At 60.6% G+C, this 17,280-nt stretch carries 15 protein-coding genes and 1 tRNA gene; 9 read left to right on the top strand and 7 right to left on the bottom strand.

The genetic code is table 11. The annotated features are described in order from the left end of the window. Positions 1–53: 53 nt before the first annotated feature. A complete protein-coding gene (locus I5S59_RS15945) occupies positions 54–1,718 on the top strand; it encodes a phosphoethanolamine transferase (protein ID WP_197877484.1) in 1,665 nt (554 codons plus the stop codon). A 90-nt stretch (positions 1,719–1,808) separates the two neighbouring features. Here the strand turns inward: I5S59_RS15945 and I5S59_RS15950 are convergent. The 4 genes from I5S59_RS15950 to I5S59_RS15965 all read right to left on the bottom strand — a co-directional run bounded on the left by I5S59_RS15950 (position 1,809) and on the right by I5S59_RS15965 (position 5,561). Beyond that, positions 1,809–1,884: transfer RNA gene (locus I5S59_RS15950), tRNA-Phe, on the bottom strand. Between the two features lie 91 nt (positions 1,885–1,975). After that, on the bottom strand, positions 1,976–2,248 hold the full coding sequence (locus tag I5S59_RS15955) for an oxidative damage protection protein (RefSeq protein WP_197877485.1): 273 nt from the start codon (positions 2,246–2,248) through the stop codon (positions 1,976–1,978). After that, a complete protein-coding gene (gene mutY / locus I5S59_RS15960; RefSeq protein WP_197877486.1) occupies positions 2,245–3,312 on the bottom strand; it encodes an A/G-specific adenine glycosylase in 1,068 nt (355 codons plus the stop codon). The genes I5S59_RS15955 and mutY overlap by 4 nt, the downstream gene beginning before the upstream one ends. Further along, positions 3,309–5,561, bottom strand: coding sequence for an AsmA family protein (locus tag I5S59_RS15965; RefSeq protein WP_197877487.1), 2,253 nt, complete (start codon positions 5,559–5,561; stop codon positions 3,309–3,311). Before I5S59_RS15965 ends, mutY begins: the two co-directional genes overlap by 4 nt. 377 nt (positions 5,562–5,938) lie before the next feature. Here I5S59_RS15965 and I5S59_RS15970 point away from each other — a divergent pair, with 377 nt between their 5' ends. The 6 genes from I5S59_RS15970 to hisF all read left to right on the top strand — a co-directional run bounded on the left by I5S59_RS15970 (position 5,939) and on the right by hisF (position 10,810). Then, positions 5,939–7,600 (top strand): OFA family MFS transporter, encoded by a 1,662-nt coding sequence (locus tag I5S59_RS15970; RefSeq protein WP_197877488.1) that lies wholly within the window; start codon positions 5,939–5,941, stop codon positions 7,598–7,600. Between the two features lie 157 nt (positions 7,601–7,757). Continuing rightward, the gene (hisB, locus tag I5S59_RS15975) at positions 7,758–8,351 is read left to right on the top strand and encodes an imidazoleglycerol-phosphate dehydratase HisB (RefSeq protein ID WP_128323309.1); all 594 of its coding nucleotides are present in this window, start codon (positions 7,758–7,760) and stop codon (positions 8,349–8,351) included. After that, positions 8,351–8,989 carry an imidazole glycerol phosphate synthase subunit HisH gene (hisH, locus tag I5S59_RS15980; protein ID WP_197877489.1) on the top strand — a complete coding sequence of 213 codons (639 nt, stop codon included), beginning with the start codon at positions 8,351–8,353 and terminating at the stop codon, positions 8,987–8,989. Before hisB ends, hisH begins: the two co-directional genes overlap by 1 nt. Next, a complete protein-coding gene (locus I5S59_RS15985) occupies positions 8,989–9,249 on the top strand; it encodes a DUF2164 domain-containing protein (RefSeq protein ID WP_128323311.1) in 261 nt (86 codons plus the stop codon). Before hisH ends, I5S59_RS15985 begins: the two co-directional genes overlap by 1 nt. A gap of 42 nt (positions 9,250–9,291) precedes the next feature. Further along, positions 9,292–10,029 (top strand): 1-(5-phosphoribosyl)-5-[(5-phosphoribosylamino)methylideneamino]imidazole-4-carboxamide isomerase, encoded by a 738-nt coding sequence (gene hisA, locus I5S59_RS15990; protein ID WP_128323312.1) that lies wholly within the window; start codon positions 9,292–9,294, stop codon positions 10,027–10,029. A 10-nt stretch (positions 10,030–10,039) separates the two neighbouring features. After that, positions 10,040–10,810: an imidazole glycerol phosphate synthase subunit HisF gene (hisF, locus tag I5S59_RS15995; protein ID WP_038605774.1), complete on the top strand. Its 771-nt coding sequence runs from the start codon at positions 10,040–10,042 to the stop codon at positions 10,808–10,810. Between the two features lie 36 nt (positions 10,811–10,846). Here the strand turns inward: hisF and choV are convergent, their stop codons facing one another. From choV to I5S59_RS16010, 3 genes are all read right to left on the bottom strand, one after another. Next, positions 10,847–12,025 carry a choline ABC transporter ATP-binding protein gene (choV, locus tag I5S59_RS16000; protein WP_197877490.1) on the bottom strand — a complete coding sequence of 393 codons (1,179 nt, stop codon included), beginning with the start codon at positions 12,023–12,025 and terminating at the stop codon, positions 10,847–10,849. Then, positions 12,022–12,870, bottom strand: coding sequence for a choline ABC transporter permease subunit (choW, locus tag I5S59_RS16005; RefSeq protein WP_197877513.1), 849 nt, complete (start codon positions 12,868–12,870; stop codon positions 12,022–12,024). The genes choV and choW overlap by 4 nt, the downstream gene beginning before the upstream one ends. 66 nt (positions 12,871–12,936) lie before the next feature. Continuing rightward, positions 12,937–13,884 carry a choline ABC transporter substrate-binding protein gene (locus tag I5S59_RS16010; protein WP_197877491.1) on the bottom strand — a complete coding sequence of 316 codons (948 nt, stop codon included), beginning with the start codon at positions 13,882–13,884 and terminating at the stop codon, positions 12,937–12,939. A 451-nt stretch (positions 13,885–14,335) separates the two neighbouring features. Between I5S59_RS16010 and I5S59_RS16015 the strand changes: the two genes are divergently transcribed. Both I5S59_RS16015 and I5S59_RS16020 read left to right on the top strand, forming a co-directional pair. After that, complete coding sequence (locus tag I5S59_RS16015; protein WP_197877492.1) at positions 14,336–15,712, top strand: L-serine ammonia-lyase; 1,377 nt, start codon at positions 14,336–14,338, stop codon at positions 15,710–15,712. A gap of 400 nt (positions 15,713–16,112) precedes the next feature. Further along, positions 16,113–17,219, top strand: coding sequence for a GlxA family transcriptional regulator (locus I5S59_RS16020; protein WP_128323317.1), 1,107 nt, complete (start codon positions 16,113–16,115; stop codon positions 17,217–17,219). Positions 17,220–17,280: the final 61 nt, after the last annotated feature.

Below are 17,280 nucleotides of genomic sequence, written 5' to 3' on the forward strand. Positions count from 1 at the left end.
CAGGCAAAGCTACGCTTGCGGCATGGGTGGGTCGCCTTGAGAAAAACTATAAAATGAAAACCTTTTCAGCGTTTCGCGATGGGGCGTCGACGGTGTTCAAATCAGAATGGCCAACACTGGTGTTGTGGTCATTTCTGTTGTCACCGTTGTTCTTCAGGATTCTGGTCAGTTACCGCTATTCGAAAATCGATCTACTGGTTTTTTACACCATCGCCATTTCACTTTTATGGCTGTTGGCAATCCGGTTTGTTTCGTCCAATCAATTCAAAGTGCATCTCTGGCTGCTGCCGTTTTACCTGGTGGCAAGCATCGACCTGTTTCTGGTACTGAATTTTGGCTCACGGTTGACGGCGGCCTACCTGTTCATCGGGCTGACCAACTATAAAGAGGCCGGGGACTTTCTCGCCACGTACTGGCAGTCGATCACCGCTGTGCTGGCGGCTTTTGTCATTTGCTACGGGCTCGGGCTGGCAGGCCTGTACAAGCGCAGGTTGTATAAAAACAAGGCGTTGTTGCTGCTGGCGTGCAGTGGCTTGCTGCTGGGCTACGGCGCGTATTTCTATAAAACGGTGAAGATGAACTCGTTCGGGCGGGGGGCAGTGCTCGACCTGGTGGCAAAAGATCAAAGCACGCCCGTGGGCTATTTGTCGCAAATGGGCCTGACGGCCACCTTGTACCTGGAGTCGAAAAAGCACATCAAGCAGCGCCTGGAGTCTGAAGTCCAGCTCACCAGCGTTTCGGACCAATCGGACATCGACACCCTTGTGTTCGTGATTGGTGAGTCATCGCGGCCACACAACTGGTCGCTGTATGGCTATCACAAGGAAACCACTCCGAACCTCGCCAGGCATACGGGGATTTTCAAGTTCAACAGCATGTGCACGACAGCGCCTTATACATCGGTTGCGGTGCCGTCGCTGCTCAGCCTCGAGCCAATAGAAGACTGGGATGCAATTGCCTCGACAAAATCACTGGTGGGTATCTACCGCGCCGCCGGGTACGCGACCTATTGGTTGTCCTCGCAGGAAGTCGACAGCTTCGGCGGGATCATTCCGCAGATCGCTGCCGAGGCCCAGCACCGCCAGTATTTCGAGCGCAGCTACGACGGTGCGCTGATTCCGGAGTACGAGCGGATTATTGGGCAGAAGGGCACACAGAAGCAGGCGATATTTGTGCATATCAAGGGCAGCCACTTTGAGTATTCGCGTCGCTACCCCGGCGAGTTTGCCAAGTTTGCGCCGGCATCCGGCAGCGCAAAGGACAAGATGATCGCCGAGTATGACAACGCTGTTTTCTACACCGACTGGTTGTTGGGTGCGTTCATCGAGCGGTTGAAGGCGAGCAACAGGAAAGCTGTGCTGGTGTATGTGTCGGACCATGGCGAAAACCTCATGGATGACAGTCGCGGGCTGCTGGGGCATGGCATGGGCAACGAGTACGACCTGGCGGTTTCGTCTTTCGTCTGGGCGTCGGGCAACATTTCAGCGCCGCAAACGCAAAAGCTCTCGGCATTGAAGGCGCGGGAAGACCAGCGCATCAGCACCGCTTCCTTGCCGCATACGCTGTTGAGCCTGACCGGGATCGTCATGCCGGGGTACGACAGCGCGCAGGATTTGCTGAGCAACGATTTCGTCTCGTCGCGATGCCCGCATCTGCTGGGTACCGGGTATGTGCCGTCGTTCGATTTCGATGCCAGCAAGCTGGTACTGGCAAAATAGCCTCGCTCCTACGGATCGCGTCGCGGCAAGAAATCGCGGGCAATAAAAAACCCCAAGGACATGAAGTTCCTTGGGGTTTTTCGGTATTAGTGGTGCCCAGAGACGGAATCGAACCGCCGACACGGGGATTTTCAATCCCCTGCTCTACCGACTGAGCTATCTGGGCAACGGGGCGCATTAAAAGGCTTTTTCAGGTTTGCGTCAACGACTTTTTAAAAAATTATTAAATTAATTCCGTCGCTTACGGTTTTCTGAGCTCACTCCGCCGGCGGGACGTAGCCTTCGGCCTTTTCGTATTCCTGACCGGAGAAGAATTTGTCCATTTCGCCCTGGAGGAATTTGCGGTCCTCGGCGTTCATCATGTTCAAGCGCTTCTCGTTGATCAGCATGGTCTGCTCTTTCTGCCAGTCGGCCCAGGCCTTCTGCGAGATGTGATCAAAGATGTCCTGACCCTTGGCGCCCGGGTAAGGGGGGCGGTCCAGGCCTGGCAGTTCTTCTTTGTACTTGCGGCACATTACGGTGCGGGTCATCGCGACTCTCCTGCAATCAAAACGTCGGCCGCGCGTTTGAGCAATTTCTTGACCGGGGCAGCAAGGCCCAGGCGCGGCGGGGTGGCGAGGTTATACCAGAGCCAGTCGGCCTCGGCCACGTGGGCCTGGCGCGCGTCGACCCGAACCAGCCAGGGTTCGATGGCCAACTGGAAGTGGCTGAAGGTGTGGGTCAGGCGGTCCAGGGCCTGGCTCCCGGCAAGGCTCAGGCCGTGCTGGTCGGCCAGGTCATCGAGTTGCTCCAGGCTGTCCAGCTCCGGCAGGCTCCACAAGCCGCCCCATAAGCCCTCTGAGGGGCGACGATAAAGGAGGATGGCGCCCTCGTGATTGGCCAGCAGCGGCATCAGCGTACGACGCTGGGGCAGTTCTTTGCGCGGTTTGGGCACCGGGTAGCGGATTTCCTGGCCGAGCATGTGCGCTTCACAACCGAGCTTGAGCGGGCACAGCAGGCAGCTGGGTTTGCTGCGGGTACAGAGCGTTGCGCCAAGGTCCATCATTGCCTGGGTGTAGTGATTGACCCTGGCATGTGGCGTGTAGCGCTCGGCATTGGCCCACAGGGCCTTGGCCACCTTTGGCTCGCCCGGGTAGCCTTCCTGGGCGGTGTAGCGGGCCAGTACGCGCTTGACGTTGCCGTCGAGAATCGGCGCACGCAGGCCCATGCTGATGCTGGCAATGGCACCGGCGGTCGACAGGCCGATGCCGGGCAGGTCGGTGAGTTTTTCCACATCCCGGGGAAACTCGCCGCCGTAATGCTCGACAACGATCTTCGCGGTCTTTTGCAGGTTGCGCGCCCGGGTGTAGTAACCCAGGCCCGTCCACAGGTGCAGCACTTCGTCCTCAGGGGCCGCAGCCAAGGCCTGCACAGTCGGCAGGGCCTCCATGAAGCGGCCAAAGTAATTGAGCACGGTGCTCACCTGGGTCTGCTGCAGCATGATCTCCGAGACCCACACCCGATACGGGGTGATGCCCTGTTGCCAGGGCAGGTCATGACGGCCATTGAGGTCATACCACTCCAGCACGGCGCTGGAAAACTGCTCGGGGCTCATTTTTTGAACAACCCCTTGAGTGCATCCTTGAGTTCCGGGCTGACCTTGTCTCCGAGCTTCTGGTCGATCTTCTCGCTGAGTTTTTCGCTGACCTTGTCGCCTGCCAGTTTGGCGGCAACCTTGCCCAGGCCGTCCTTGTCCAGGCGGCAGGCCTTGGCACCCAGTTCAAGCGGGCCACGGCAGCGCAGCGGCAATTCAAGGCCGACATAGCGCTCGCCCACCTGGCAGGCCGGGTCCGGCATGTCGCGTTTGTCGCCTTCGACGATCACGCCAACCCGATAGTCCATGCCCAGTACGCGCAGGTCGAGGTCGCCCTGGCCGTTGACGCTCAGACCGGGAATACGAGCCTTCAGGTCCGGGTTGCTGGCAACGCCATTACGCAGCACCAGGCTGCCCTTGAGCTCCTGGAACGGTGTGTCCTTGCCGCGTGGTTCGCCGCTCAGGTCCTTGCGGTTGAGGGTGGCGATGGCCTGGCAGAGCTGTTGCTCAAGGTTGGCGTTTACCAGGATGCCGTCGTTGATGACGAAGCTGGCGTTGCCGTTAAGCGTATCGACCAGGGCTTTCTGGCTGTTGCCGGTAGCCGTCAGCTCGCTGTTGAGGGTGAGCAGGCCTTTTACCGGCGGGGTGCCGCTTTCGCTCTTGATGAAGTGCTCGACCGGTACCCGGTTGATCTTGGTGTTCAGGCCGATCTGCGGGACGGCAGGGCGTACGTCGAGGGTACCCTTGGCTTCGAAGCTGCCGTCGTACAGGCCGCCGCGCAGCGTCTCGAGGGTGATCAGGCCCGCTTGCCCCTGAGTCTTCAGGTTGGCGTTTTCGATAGGCAGTTTATCCAGGGTCAACAAGCCGAAATTCAGGTCGGCTTGCAGGTCGAGCTGGCGCAGGCGGTCGACCGGCAGCAGCTTGTCGCTGCTCCAGGCTACCTGGGTCGGCGCATCTGGCAGCGGCGTGGTACCGGCACTGGCCAGGGCGCTCTGCTCCTTGCTCTTGACCTCTGCCTGGCGCGCCGCGGTGGTGCTGGCGGCTGCTTCGCTTTTGGCCAGCAGGTAGCGATCGGCGTCGAACTTGTCGGCCTTGAGCTGGATGCGCAGGGCCTGCTTGGCGAAGTCTTCCACGGCCACGCGGCCGCTGAAGGTGCTGTCGTCGAGTTTCACCGCCAGGTCTTCCAGGGCCAGGCTGGTGGGGCTGCCTTGCAGGCGGCTGACCATTTCGAACTTGCTCAGGCTGGTGGCGTCCGCCGAGGCGGGCAGCGGGTGGCCGATGCTGTCGAGGAAGGTGCGCAGGTCGAGCTGGGCGATGGACAGGCCACCGGTCAGCTGCGGGGTTTTGTCCAGGTCACGCACATTCAGCTCGCCCAGGGCGCGCAGCTGGTTGGCCGAAAGCTTCAGGCCGTTCCATTCGGCAACGTTGGCGGCGAGGTCAGCGAGCAACTGGCCCTGGGCGGCGAACGTCAGGGTCTTGCCTTGCAGTGGCTCGCCAGAGGCTTCGCCACTGAGCTTCATGTCTTCGAGCTGGTAGCGCTTGAGGCGACGGTCGAAACGCAGTTCGCCACTCAGTTCAGTGCGCGCCTTGAGCACCGGTTGCCCGGTGCTGATGAACGCGGTCATTTTCAGCGGTACGTTCACCCCTTCGTGCACGGCACCGGTGCTCAGCTGGATGCTTTCGGCGCTGAAGGTCTGGCCGCTGCGGGCGTCGTTGTACTGCACACGCGCGTTGTTCACCGTCAGGCTGTCGATGTCCAGCTTGACCGGGCGTGCTGCGGCGTCTTCCTTGCGTTCAGCCTTGACGACGGCTTCGTCGGTAGTGGCGGGGGCTGCACCATCGGCAGGGGCAGGTGTGGCCGCCGGCAGCGGCTTGCCGATGTCTTGCCAGTTGCCGTGGCCGTTTTCGTCACGGCTGAGGGTCAGGTTCAGGCCTTCTACCCGGACGTCGCTCATCTGCACTTCGCGGCGCAGGAGGGGCAGCACGCGCACCGACAGGCCGAGCATCTGCAGGTCGGCAAACGGCACTTTCGGATTGTTCAGGGTGGCGATGCTGGCTTCATGCAGCTCCAGCCCCAACCAGGGAAACAGGCTCCAGCCAATATCGCCATTGAGCGTCAGCTCGACGTGGGCTTTGTCGCGTGCCAGCTGGCGAATCTCGTCTTTGTAGTCGTTGGGATCGAAGAGGTGGGTCAGGGCGAAGCCCAGAGCCACAATGATCAGCAACAGCCCGAGAAGCACCAGCCCCAGGATTTTGCCGAACGCTTTCATGGGCGAGTCCTTGTAGTCCAATTCAAATTCAGCCACGGAGTATAGCGCTGTGGCCGTTGTCGCTGGGGGCGACTAAGGATTACTGCAGATAACTCCTACAGCATTGCCAGTAGTAAACACGCACCTTGCCGGCGTGAGTGGGTCAGTTTTCGACAACGACAGTCACCACAGTTCCTTGCGCATGGGGATCAGTTATCCGGCAAGAAACGATATCAGTTTGCTTCCAAGCGCGAACGCAAATGCTACTCTCTCGCCGCTCACCGGCCCTGCTGCGGCGATTTGTCGCGATTTTCAGGGCAATAGTGCCAAAAAACGATCAGTGCCTGGTGCCAAGGTCGTGGGTCGTGGGCTGACCATCTCTACGAGGGAATACAAGAATGAATAGCAGCATCACGGCAGGTGCCTTGGCCGGTAGCCCGGGTTTTCTGTCCAAGGAGCGCATTGTCGCCGCCCCCGGCTTCAACCGCTGGCTGGTGCCACCTGCGGCATTGGCCATTCACCTGTGTATCGGCATGGCGTATGGCTTTTCGGTGTTCTGGCTGCCGTTGTCGCAGGCCCTGGGTATCACCGCACCGATTGCCTGTGCGCCGGACATGGGCTTTTTCGCCCGTCTGTTCAGCGCCGAGTGTGACTGGCAGATCTCGATGTTGAGCTGGATCTACACCTTGTTCTTTGTGTTTCTGGGTTGCTCGGCGGCGATCTGGGGCGGCTGGCTGGAACACGCAGGCCCGCGCAAGGCCGGGGTGGTTTCAGCGTTGTGCTGGTGTGGCGGCCTGTTGATCTCGGCGTTTGGCATCTATACCCACCAGTTGTGGCTGATGTGGCTGGGCTCCGGCGTCATCGGTGGTATCGGCCTGGGCCTGGGCTATATCTCGCCGGTATCGACCCTGATCAAGTGGTTCCCCGACAAACGTGGCATGGCCACCGGTATGGCGATCATGGGCTTTGGTGGCGGGGCCATGGTCGGTGCGCCACTGGCGGCGGCACTGATGAACCATTTCGCCAGCGCCGAGGGCGTGGGCGTGTGGCAGAGCTTTGTGGTGATGGCGGCGATCTACTTCGTGTTCATGATCGGCGGCGCGCTGGCCTATCGGGTGCCACCTACCGGCTGGAAGCCGGAGGGCTGGACGGCACCGTTGAAAAAAGCCAGCAATGCGATGATTACCCACCGCCATGTGCATGTCAGTGTGGCGTGGAAGACCCCGCAGTTTGTATTGATCTGGCTGGTTCTGTGCCTGAACGTGTCGGCAGGTATCGGCATTCTGGGCATGGCGTCGCCGCTGCTGCAGGAAGTGTTCGCGGGCAAACTGCTCGGCAACGACCTCAGCTTCAGCGAACTCAGCACTGCTCAACTGACGCAAATCGCGGCGATCGCCGCCGGGTTTACCGGTTTGTTGAGCCTGTTCAACATTGGCGGGCGTTTCTTCTGGGCCTCGTTCTCCGATTACATCGGGCGCAAGAACACCTACTTTGCCTTCTTTGCCCTGGGTGTCGCGCTGTATGCGCTGGTGCCGAACATGGGCCACCTGGGCAATGTGGCGCTGTTCGTGGCGGCGTTCTGCATCATCCTGTCGATGTACGGCGGTGGTTTTGCCACAGTACCGGCTTACCTCGCCGACCTGTTCGGTACGCAAATGGTCGGGGCCATTCATGGTCGCTTGCTCACCGCCTGGGCGGCCGCCGGCGTGCTTGGGCCGGTGCTGATCACCTATTTGCGCGAGTACCAGCTGTCGATCGGCGTTGAGCGGGCAGCAGCTTACGATATCACCCTGTACATCCTCGCCGGCCTGCTGGTGCTCGGTTTTATCTGCAATGCGCTGGTCCGGCCGGTGGCCGACAAGTACTTCATGACCGACGCGCAACTGGCCGCCGAGCAGGCCCTGAGCCATGACCAGGCCAGTGGTAACGCCCGGGTGCTGGAGTGGCATGCGGCCCCCGGCAGCCTGCCGCTGGTGATCGCCGCCTGGCTGGTGGTGGGGATTCCACTGGCCTGGGGCATCTGGGTGACGCTGCAGAAGACCGCGGTGTTGTTCAACTGACGCGGTGGCGCCGCAATGCTCAACTCACACGGCAAGATTGTGTGAGTTGGGCATTTTCCAGGTAAATCCCCTGCCACATGTCATCTTCGTTTCAAGCCACGCGCTTCTAGGCCTATAATGATCGCCTTTTTCGCCCAATGATTTTGCGGAGCTGGTGATGGTCGAACGTATGGCTTCCGTCGAGCGCAATACTCTGGAAACCCAGATTAAAGCCTCGATCAACCTGGATGGCAGCGGCAAGGCCCGATTCGATATCGGTGTGCCTTTCCTTGAACACATGCTCGACCAGATCGCCCGGCATGGGCTGATCGACCTCGACATCGAGTGCAAGGGTGACTTGCATATCGACGATCACCATACCGTCGAAGACGTCGGCATTACCCTGGGCCAGGCCTTCAACCAGGCCATTGGCGACAAAAAAGGCATCCGCCGTTACGGCCATGCCTATGTGCCGCTGGATGAAGCGCTGTCGCGCGTCGTCATCGACTTCTCCGGCCGTCCGGGCCTGCAGATGCATGTGCCGTACACCCGCGCCTCGGTGGGCGGCTTCGACGTTGACCTGTTCCAGGAGTTCTTTCAGGGCTTCGTCAACCACGCCAACGTCACCCTGCACATCGACAACCTGCGTGGGCACAACACCCACCACCAGATCGAGACCGTGTTCAAAGCCTTCGGTCGCGCCCTGCGCATGGCCATTGAGCTGGACGAGCGCATGGCCGGGCAGATGCCATCGACCAAGGGTTGCCTGTAATGCAGACAGTTGCCGTTATCGACTATGGCATGGGTAACCTGCACTCGGTGGCCAAGGCACTGGAGCACGTTGGCGCCGGCAAGGTACTGATCACCAGCGATGCCGCAGTGATCCGCGAAGCCGACCGCGTGGTGTTCCCGGGCGTCGGCGCGATCCGCGACTGCATGGCTGAAATTCGCCGCCTGGGCTTCGACAGCCTGGTGCAGGAGGTCAGCCAGGACCGCCCGTTCCTCGGCATTTGCGTAGGGATGCAGGCACTGCTCGATCACAGCGAAGAGAACGACGGTGTCGACTGCATCGGCATGTTCCCGGGCCAGGTGAAGTTCTTCGGCAAAGACCTGCACGAAGACGGCGAGCACCTGAAGGTGCCGCACATGGGCTGGAACGAAGTGACCCAGTCCATCGAGCACCCGCTGTGGCACAACATTCCTGACCTGGCGCGTTTCTACTTCGTGCACAGCTACTACATCACTGCGGCCAAGGCCGTGCAGGTAGTGGGGCGTGGTCACTACGGCGTCGACTTTGCAGCCGCACTGGCCGAAGGCTCGCGGTTTGCCGTGCAGTTCCACCCGGAGAAAAGCCATACCCATGGCCTGCAGCTGCTGCAGAACTTCGCTGCCTGGGATGGACGCTGGTAATGAGCAAATCCAGGACCAAGGCACCGATCCTCACCCTTGCGCCGGAACAGGAACGCGAGGCGCTGGATGTACTCAAGCGCTTCCTCGAAGACCGTTTCGAGCTGCAGCTGGGTTCGTTCGAGGTCGCCGAGGTGCTGGACGTGTTCACCAAAGAGATTGCCCCGCACTACTACAACAGGGCGATTTTCGATGTGCAGAACCACCTCAAAGAGCGGTTCGAGAGCATTGAAAGCGACCTGTGGGCGCTCGAGAAGAACTGACTTCTCGAGCATCACTGTTTACCGAATAGACAGGTTTTCCAGATGCTGATTATCCCCGCTATCGATCTCAAGGACGGTGCTTGCGTACGTCTGCGCCAAGGCCGCATGGAAGATTCCACCGTTTTCTCCGATGACCCGGTGAGCATGGCCGCCAAGTGGGTCGAAGGCGGCTGCCGTCGTCTGCACCTGGTTGACCTCAACGGCGCCTTCGAAGGCCAGCCGGTCAACGGTGAAGTGGTAACCGCCATTGCCAAGCGCTACCCGAACCTGCCGATCCAGATCGGCGGCGGTATCCGCTCGCTGGAAACCATCGAGCACTACGTCAAGGCGGGTGTCAGCTACGTGATCATCGGCACCAAGGCGGTTAAAGAGCCTGAGTTCGTCGCCGAGGCGTGCCGCGCGTTCCCGGGCAAAGTGATTGTCGGCCTGGACGCCAAAGACGGTTTCGTCGCCACTGACGGCTGGGCTGAAGTCAGCTCGGTGCAGGTCATCGACCTGGCCAAGCGTTTCGAGGCGGATGGCGTCTCGGCCATCGTCTACACCGACATCGCCAAAGACGGCATGATGCAGGGCTGCAACGTACCGTTCACCGCCGCCCTGGCCGCCGCCACCAAGATCCCGGTCATCGCCTCTGGCGGTATCCACAACCTGGGTGACATCAAGGCCCTGCTCGACGCCAAGGCGCCTGGCATCATCGGCGCAATCACTGGCCGCGCCATCTACGAAGGCACCCTGGATGTCGCTGAGGCGCAAGCCTTCTGCGACACCTACAAAGGCTGAGGAGAACGCCATGGCCCTGGCCAAACGCATCATCCCTTGCCTGGACGTCGACAACGGCCGTGTGGTCAAGGGGGTCAAGTTCGAGAACATCCGCGATGCCGGTGACCCGGTTGAAATCGCCCGGCGTTACGATGAGCAAGGTGCTGACGAAATTACCTTCCTCGACATCACCGCCAGCGTCGATGGTCGCGACACCACGCTGCATACCGTCGAGCGCATGGCCAGCCAGGTGTTCATCCCGCTGACCGTGGGCGGTGGCGTACGCACCGTGCAAGACATCCGCAACCTGCTCAATGCCGGTGCCGACAAGGTTTCGATCAACACCGCTGCCGTTTTCAACCCGGAGTTTGTGGGTGAGGCCGCTGCGCATTTCGGTTCGCAGTGCATCGTGGTCGCTATCGATGCCAAGAAGGTTTCCGGCCCGGGCGAAACCCCGCGTTGGGAAATTTTCACTCACGGCGGTCGCAAGCCAACCGGCCTGGATGCGGTGGAGTGGGCGAAGAAGATGGAAGGCCTGGGGGCGGGCGAGATCCTGCTGACCAGCATGGACCAGGACGGCATGAAGAATGGCTTCGACCTGGGCGTAACCCGGGCGATCAGCGATGCCTTGGGTATCCCGGTGATCGCCTCAGGTGGTGTGGGCAACCTGCAGCACCTGGCGGACGGTATTCTTGAAGGCCACGCCAGCGCAGTGCTGGCGGCAAGCATCTTCCACTTCGGTGAGTACACCGTGCCGGAAGCCAAGGCCTTCATGGCCAAGCAAGGCATCGTCGTTCGCTGAAACTGTGCAGGAGCTGGCAAGCCAGCTCCTGCAGCTTTACCCCAGGTTCTTGCCCAGCAGGGCGTGGTACAGCTCGCTGTCACCCAGAATTCCTACCACCGAATTGCCTTCCTGCAGCACCAGCTTGTTACCGGTCTGGTAACGGATCTGCAGCGCTTCGCGCATGCCGATGCTGGCGCTGACCAGGGTGGGTTTGCGCGCCAGTCCTTCTACCGCTTCACCCGGTGCCCAGTTCTGCAGGTCCATGCCTGTAGCGCCCTGGCGCGCGCCCTTGATGGTGTTGCCTTCGGCCAGGTCCAGCCAGGAGTCACCGCCCGGGTCGATGCATACCGAGCCATTGATGCGTTTGCACTTGTCCAGGGTGCGCATCAGGCTGCGGCCGCACAGCACATTGAGCGGGTTGGTGTGGGCCACGAAGGTGCGCACATATTCGTCGGCCGGATTGAGGACGATTTCTTCCGGCTTGCTGTACTGGATGATCTTGCCGTCTTTCATGATGGCGATACGGCTGCCCAGCTTCAGGGCTTCGTCCAGGTCGTGACTGACGAACACGATGGTCTTGCTCAGCTTGCGTTGCAGTTCCAGCAACTCGTCCTGCAGGCCCTGGCGGATCAGCGGGTCGAGGGCCGAGAAGGGCTCGTCCATCAGCAGGATATCGGCGTCCATGGCCAGCGCGCGGGCCAGGCCAACGCGTTGCTGCATGCCGCCTGAGAGTTCATCGGGTTTTTTGTTGCGCCATTGCGTCAGGCCGACCAGCTCGAGTTTTTCCTCGACCAGCTTGCGCCGCTCTTTCTCCGGGCGGCCCTGCATTTCCAGGCCGAAGCTGATGTTCTCGCGAACGGTCAGCCAGGGCATGAGGGCGAATTTCTGGAACACCATGGCGATGCGCTTGGTGCGCATCATTTTCAGTTCTGCCGGGGTGCAATGGGCGATGTCGATATGCGAACCTTCGTGCTCGACGAACAGCTTGCCGCGGCTCACGGTGTTAAGGCCGTTGATGCAACGCAGCAAACTCGACTTGCCCGAACCGGACAGGCCCATCAGCACGCAGATCTCGCCCTTGTTGATGTCCAGGTTGGCCTTTTCGACGCCGACTACCAACCCGGTTTTCTTCAGGATCTGCTCCCGCGAAAGGCCTTGGTCGAGCAGGCTGAGGGCCTCACGCGGTCGGCTGGAGAAGATAACGTCTACATCTTCGAAGCGAATAATGCTCATGCTTCACTCCTTACCGGTACGTCGGGTTGTTTGCAGATACGGTCGAGCATGATCGCCAGCAACACGATTGCCAGGCCGGCCTCAAAACCCAGGGCGATATCGGCAGTGTTCAATGCGTTGACCACAGGTTTGCCCAGGCCGTCGGCACCCACCAGGGCAGCGATTACCACCATCGACAGCGACAGCATGATGCATTGGGTAACACCGGCGGCGATGCTCGGCATGGCGTGCGGCAGTTCGATGCGCGACAGCAGCTGGCGCTTGGAGCAGCCAAAGGCCTTGCCCGCGTCGAGCAGTTCCTGGGGCACGTCACAGATGCCCAGGTAGGTCAGGCGGATCGGCGCGGCAATGGCGAACACCACTGTCGAGATCAGCCCCGGTACCACACCCAGGCCGAACAGGGTCAGGGTCGGGATCAGGTAAACGAAGGTGGGCACCGTCTGCATCAGGTCGAGGACCGGGCGCATGGCGGTATAGAACATCGGTTTGTGCGCGGCAAGAATACCCAGCGGCACGCCGATGGCCACGCAGACCAGGGTGGCGAACAGCACCTGGGCCAGGGTTTCCATGGTCTCTTGCCAGTAGCCGAGGTTGAGGATCAGCAGGAATGACAGGACACAGAAGATGGTCAGCGCCCATTTGCGCTGGATCAGGTGCGCGATCACTGCAATCAGGCCGATCAGGACGAAGGGATTGAACCAGGTCAGTGCCCCGGTTACACCGTGGATCATGTATTCCAGTGCCGCAGCGAAAGCATCGAAGTAGTTGGCACCGTGTTGCGTCAACCATTCAACGAAGCCTGCGATGTACTGGCCCAGAGGGAGTTTTTCATCGATCAGCATGATAGCGAGCGTCCACCTGCAAAAAATTGAAGACAGCCTGCGGCGGGGTGAGCCCGCCGCAGGCAGTGCTTACTGCGTCAGTTTGGCCTTGGCCGCCTCCAGGCCCGGTTTGCCGTCAACGGTGTTGACCCCTGCCAGCCAGGTGTCGAGGATTTGAGGATTCTTCTTCAGCCAGGCTTTGGCGGCTGCATCGGGTTTCATCTTGTCGTCCAGGACGTTGCCCATCAGGGTGCTTTCCATGTCCAGGGTGAAGGACAGGTTCTTCAGCAACTGGCCGACGTTGCTGCATTCCTGCACATAACCCTTGCGGGTATTGGTGAGTACCGTGGCCTTGCCGTACTCGGGGCCGAAGTAGTCATCGCCGCCGTCCAGGTACTTCATCTTGAAACGGGTGTTCATCGGATGCGGTTCCCACCCCAGGAACACCACATCGGTGCCGCGCCGCTCGGCGCGATCAACCTGCGAAAGCATGCCGGCCTCGCTCGACTCGACTACCTTGAAACCGGCGTCCTTGAGGCCAAAGGCGTTCTTGTCGATCATGCTCTGGATGGTGCGGTTGCCGTCGTTGCCGGGCTCGATGCCGTAGATCTTGCCGTCCAGTTCCTTCTTGAACTTGGCAATGTCGGCGAAGTTTTTCAGGCCCTTGTCGTACAGCGCCTGCGGTACGGCCAGGGTGTACTTGGCGTTTTCCAGGTTGGCGCGCACGGTTTCTACGGTTCCGGCATCACGGTACTGCTTGATGTCGTTTTCCATGGTCGGCATCCAGTTGCCGAGGAACACGTCCATGTTCTTGCCGTCGGCCAGCGACTTGTAGGTCACCGGCACCGAAATCATCGTGGTCTTGGTTTTGTAGCCCAGCGATTGCAGCACCACGCTGGTCACCGCGGTCGTCACGGTGATATCGGTCCAGCCGACATCGGAGAAGTTGACGGTATGACACTGCTTAGGCTCTGCGGCCTGGGCCAACAGCGGCACACTCAGTAGCGCGGTCAGCAATAGCGAGGGTGAACCTTTCATGCGATGGACTCCTGATGTTTTTTCTCGGACGTCCCACGGGACCGCCGTGCTTTATGGTTTGCATTCGGTCGGACCTGACTATCGGGCGATAGCGGGACAGGTGCCGTGCAATCGAGTCGATACCGATCATCTAACAGCGAAAATCAAACGCCTACAGGGTGCGTCGTATCCAGTACAGACAGGGTCGCATCCAGTGTCGATGAGGTCGTTTACAGAGTTTTCTCAGCCCGTAAACGCGGTTTTGCTGCTTCTGCACCGCAAAAAAACGGCGCAGAAACCGTCGTGACAGCTGGCGGCGTTGCTGGGCAAGAACGCGTCGGTTGTAGACGTCAGACGTCCGCTTAAAAGCCTGATGATGCGCGAATTCGGCGGATTGCCGCCTATTCAGCGTAGCAGTTGCAACGCCCTTGACCCGACGTGGGGGTGGCTGCTCAATCAGGAGGTAGGTGGCATGGCCATCAGTGTGTTCGACCTGTTCAAGATTGGTGTCGGCCCATCCAGCTCGCATACCGTCGGGCCCATGCGGGCTGCGGCGCTGTTCGTGCAGGGCCTGCGTGAACGCGGTGAGCTCGACCAGGTGCAGCGCATCGAGGTGCGCCTGTATGGCTCGTTGTCGGCCACGGGTATCGGTCACGGCAGCGACAATGCGGTGATCATGGGCTTGATGGGCGAGTGGCCAGACGCTATCGATCCGTCGCAAATCGGCCATCGCATCGCCGCATTGCGCGAAACAGACACCTTGCTGCTCGATGGCCGCCTGCCGGTGGGCTTTGTCTGGGCACGCGACATGCTGCTGCTCGACGAGAACCTGCCCTACCACCCCAACGCCATGACCCTGATCGCCGAAGGCACTGCGGGCGAGCTGCATCGCGATACCTATTACTCGGTCGGTGGTGGCTTTGTGGTCGACGCGGCCCAGGCCGCCAGCGGCGTGCTCGACGCCGACAACACCGTGCTGCCTTACGATTTCAACAGCGCCGTGGAGTTGCTGGCGCTGTGCAAGCAAAACGACCTGCGCGTGTCGCAATTGATGATGGAAAACGAAAAGGTCTGGCGTAGCGAAGATGAGATCCGTGCCGGATTGCTCACCCTCTGGAAGGCCATGCAGGTCTGTGTCGAAAACGGTCTCAAATATGAAGGCACGCTGCCTGGCGGGCTGAATGTGAAGCGCCGTGCGGCCAAGTTGCACCGCAGCCTGCAGGAGCTGAACAAACCCAATGTGATCGGCTCCACCTTGAGCGCCATGGAGTGGGTCAACCTCTATGCCCTGGCGGTCAACGAAGAAAACGCCGCCGGTGGGCGCATGGTCACGGCGCCTACCAATGGCGCGGCCGGGATCATTCCGGCGGTGTTGCACTACTACATGCGCTTCAGTGATCAGGTCAGTGAAGCGTGCGTGGTCGACTTCTTCCTGGGCGCTGCGGCGGTGGGCATCCTGTGCAAGAAAAACGCCTCGATTTCCGGTGCCGAGGTTGGTTGCCAGGGCGAGGTGGGTTCTGCCTGTGCGATGGCGGCGGCGGGCCTTGCCGAGGTGCTCGGGGCGACCCCGGCACAACTGGAAAACGCCGCCGAGATCGGGCTGGAGCACAACCTGGGGCTGACCTGCGATCCGGTCGGAGGGTTGGTTCAGGTGCCGTGTATCGAGCGCAATGCGATTGCTGCGGTCAAGGCCATCAATGCCGCACAGATGGCGCTGCGTGGTGACGGTGAGCACTTCATCTCCCTGGACCGGGTGATCCGCACCATGCGCGACACTGGCGCCGACATGCACGACAAATACAAGGAGACCTCGCGCGGTGGTCTGGCCGTCAACGCCATCGAGTGTTGACCCGCACTGCGTCGTTTTTGCCCGCCTTTGGCAACCGCGCCACCTTTTAGTGCGCGCCCCTGCCACCCCGGTGTAATCGCCCGTCACCCCGGCCGTTTGCGCCTGGGGTGACAGTCGTGCATGTCGCTTCTGGGCATCCTTCCCACAAGTGCTACCGAATTGCTCACGTTGCCTGCGCAAAGGCACTAGAACGGTCGTTCCGGTTTAAAAAAGCACCCCGGAGCAGCGGCTGTATAGACGCTGCGCGACGTCGTTTTTGGGTTTTATTGAATACGCATTCAATTTCAGGCATGGCATTTGCGTTGTGATTGGCAAAGCCCCTGCATTCGAATCGGGGCCGTGACAAAAAAAGCCCGTGCCTGCCTGAGGCACACCCTGCATTGTGTGAGGAGATACCGCGATGACGTCGTACAACTCCGGGACCCCAACCCAGAACCGCACAACCCCCCAGTCCATCGGTTTTCTGCTGCTGGACAACTTCACCCTCATCTCTCTGGCGTCGGCGGTCGAGCCGCTGCGCATGGCCAACCAGCTGTCTGGCCGCGAGCTGTATCGCTGGAGCACCCTGAGTGTGGACGGTGGCCAGGTCTGGGCCAGTGACGGCCTGCAGATTACCCCCGACGCATCGATGCACAAGGCACCGCCGATGGACACGGTAATTGTCTGTGGCGGCATCGGCATTCAGCGCACGGTGACCCGTGAGCACGTCACCTGGTTGCAGAGCCAGGCACGCCAGTCACGCCGTCTGGGCGCGGTGTGCACCGGCAGCTGGGCGCTGGCCTGTGCCGGTTTGCTCGATGGTTTTGATTGCAGTGTGCACTGGGAGTGCCTGGCCGCGATGCAGGAAGCCTTCCCGCGGGTGAGCATGAGCACGCGCCTGTTCACCCTCGACCGTAACCGCTTCACCAGCTCCGGTGGTACCGCGCCACTGGACATGATGCTGCACCTGATCAGCCGCGATCACGGCCGTGAGCTGTCGGCGGCGATCTCCGAAATGTTTGTCTACGAGCGAATCCGCAACGAACAGGACCACCAGCGTGTGCCACTCAAGCACATGCTCGGTACCAACCAGCCGAAGCTGCAGGAAATCGTCGCGCTGATGGAGGCCAACCTCGAAGAACCGATCGATCTGGACGAACTGGCGGTGTATGTCGCGGTTTCACGGCGCCAGCTAGAGCGCCTGTTCCAGAAGTACCTGCATTGTTCGCCGTCGCGCTACTACCTGAAGCTGCGCCTGATTCGCGCCCGGCAACTGCTCAAGCAGACACCGATGTCGATCATCGAAGTGGCGTCGGTGTGCGGGTTTGTTTCGACGCCGCACTTCTCCAAATGCTACCGCGAGTACTTTGGCATTCCGCCGCGTGACGAACGTGTGGGCTCCAATACCGCACAGCAAGTGGCAATGATGCCGATCCCGCAGGCGCTGGTATTGTCGCCACTGGCCGGGCCAATGTCGGCGTTGAGCCAGGCGCGCAATGAATCGACGTTTGCCAGTGTGAGGCTCTGATACCGAGTCGCTTTTTTCGCGGGCAAGCCCGCTCCCACAAGTCACCTGCTGAGCCTGAGCC

The organism is Pseudomonas alkylphenolica (genome assembly GCF_016009175.1).
Taxonomy (GTDB): Bacteria; Pseudomonadota; Gammaproteobacteria; order Pseudomonadales; family Pseudomonadaceae; genus Aquipseudomonas; species Aquipseudomonas alkylphenolica_B.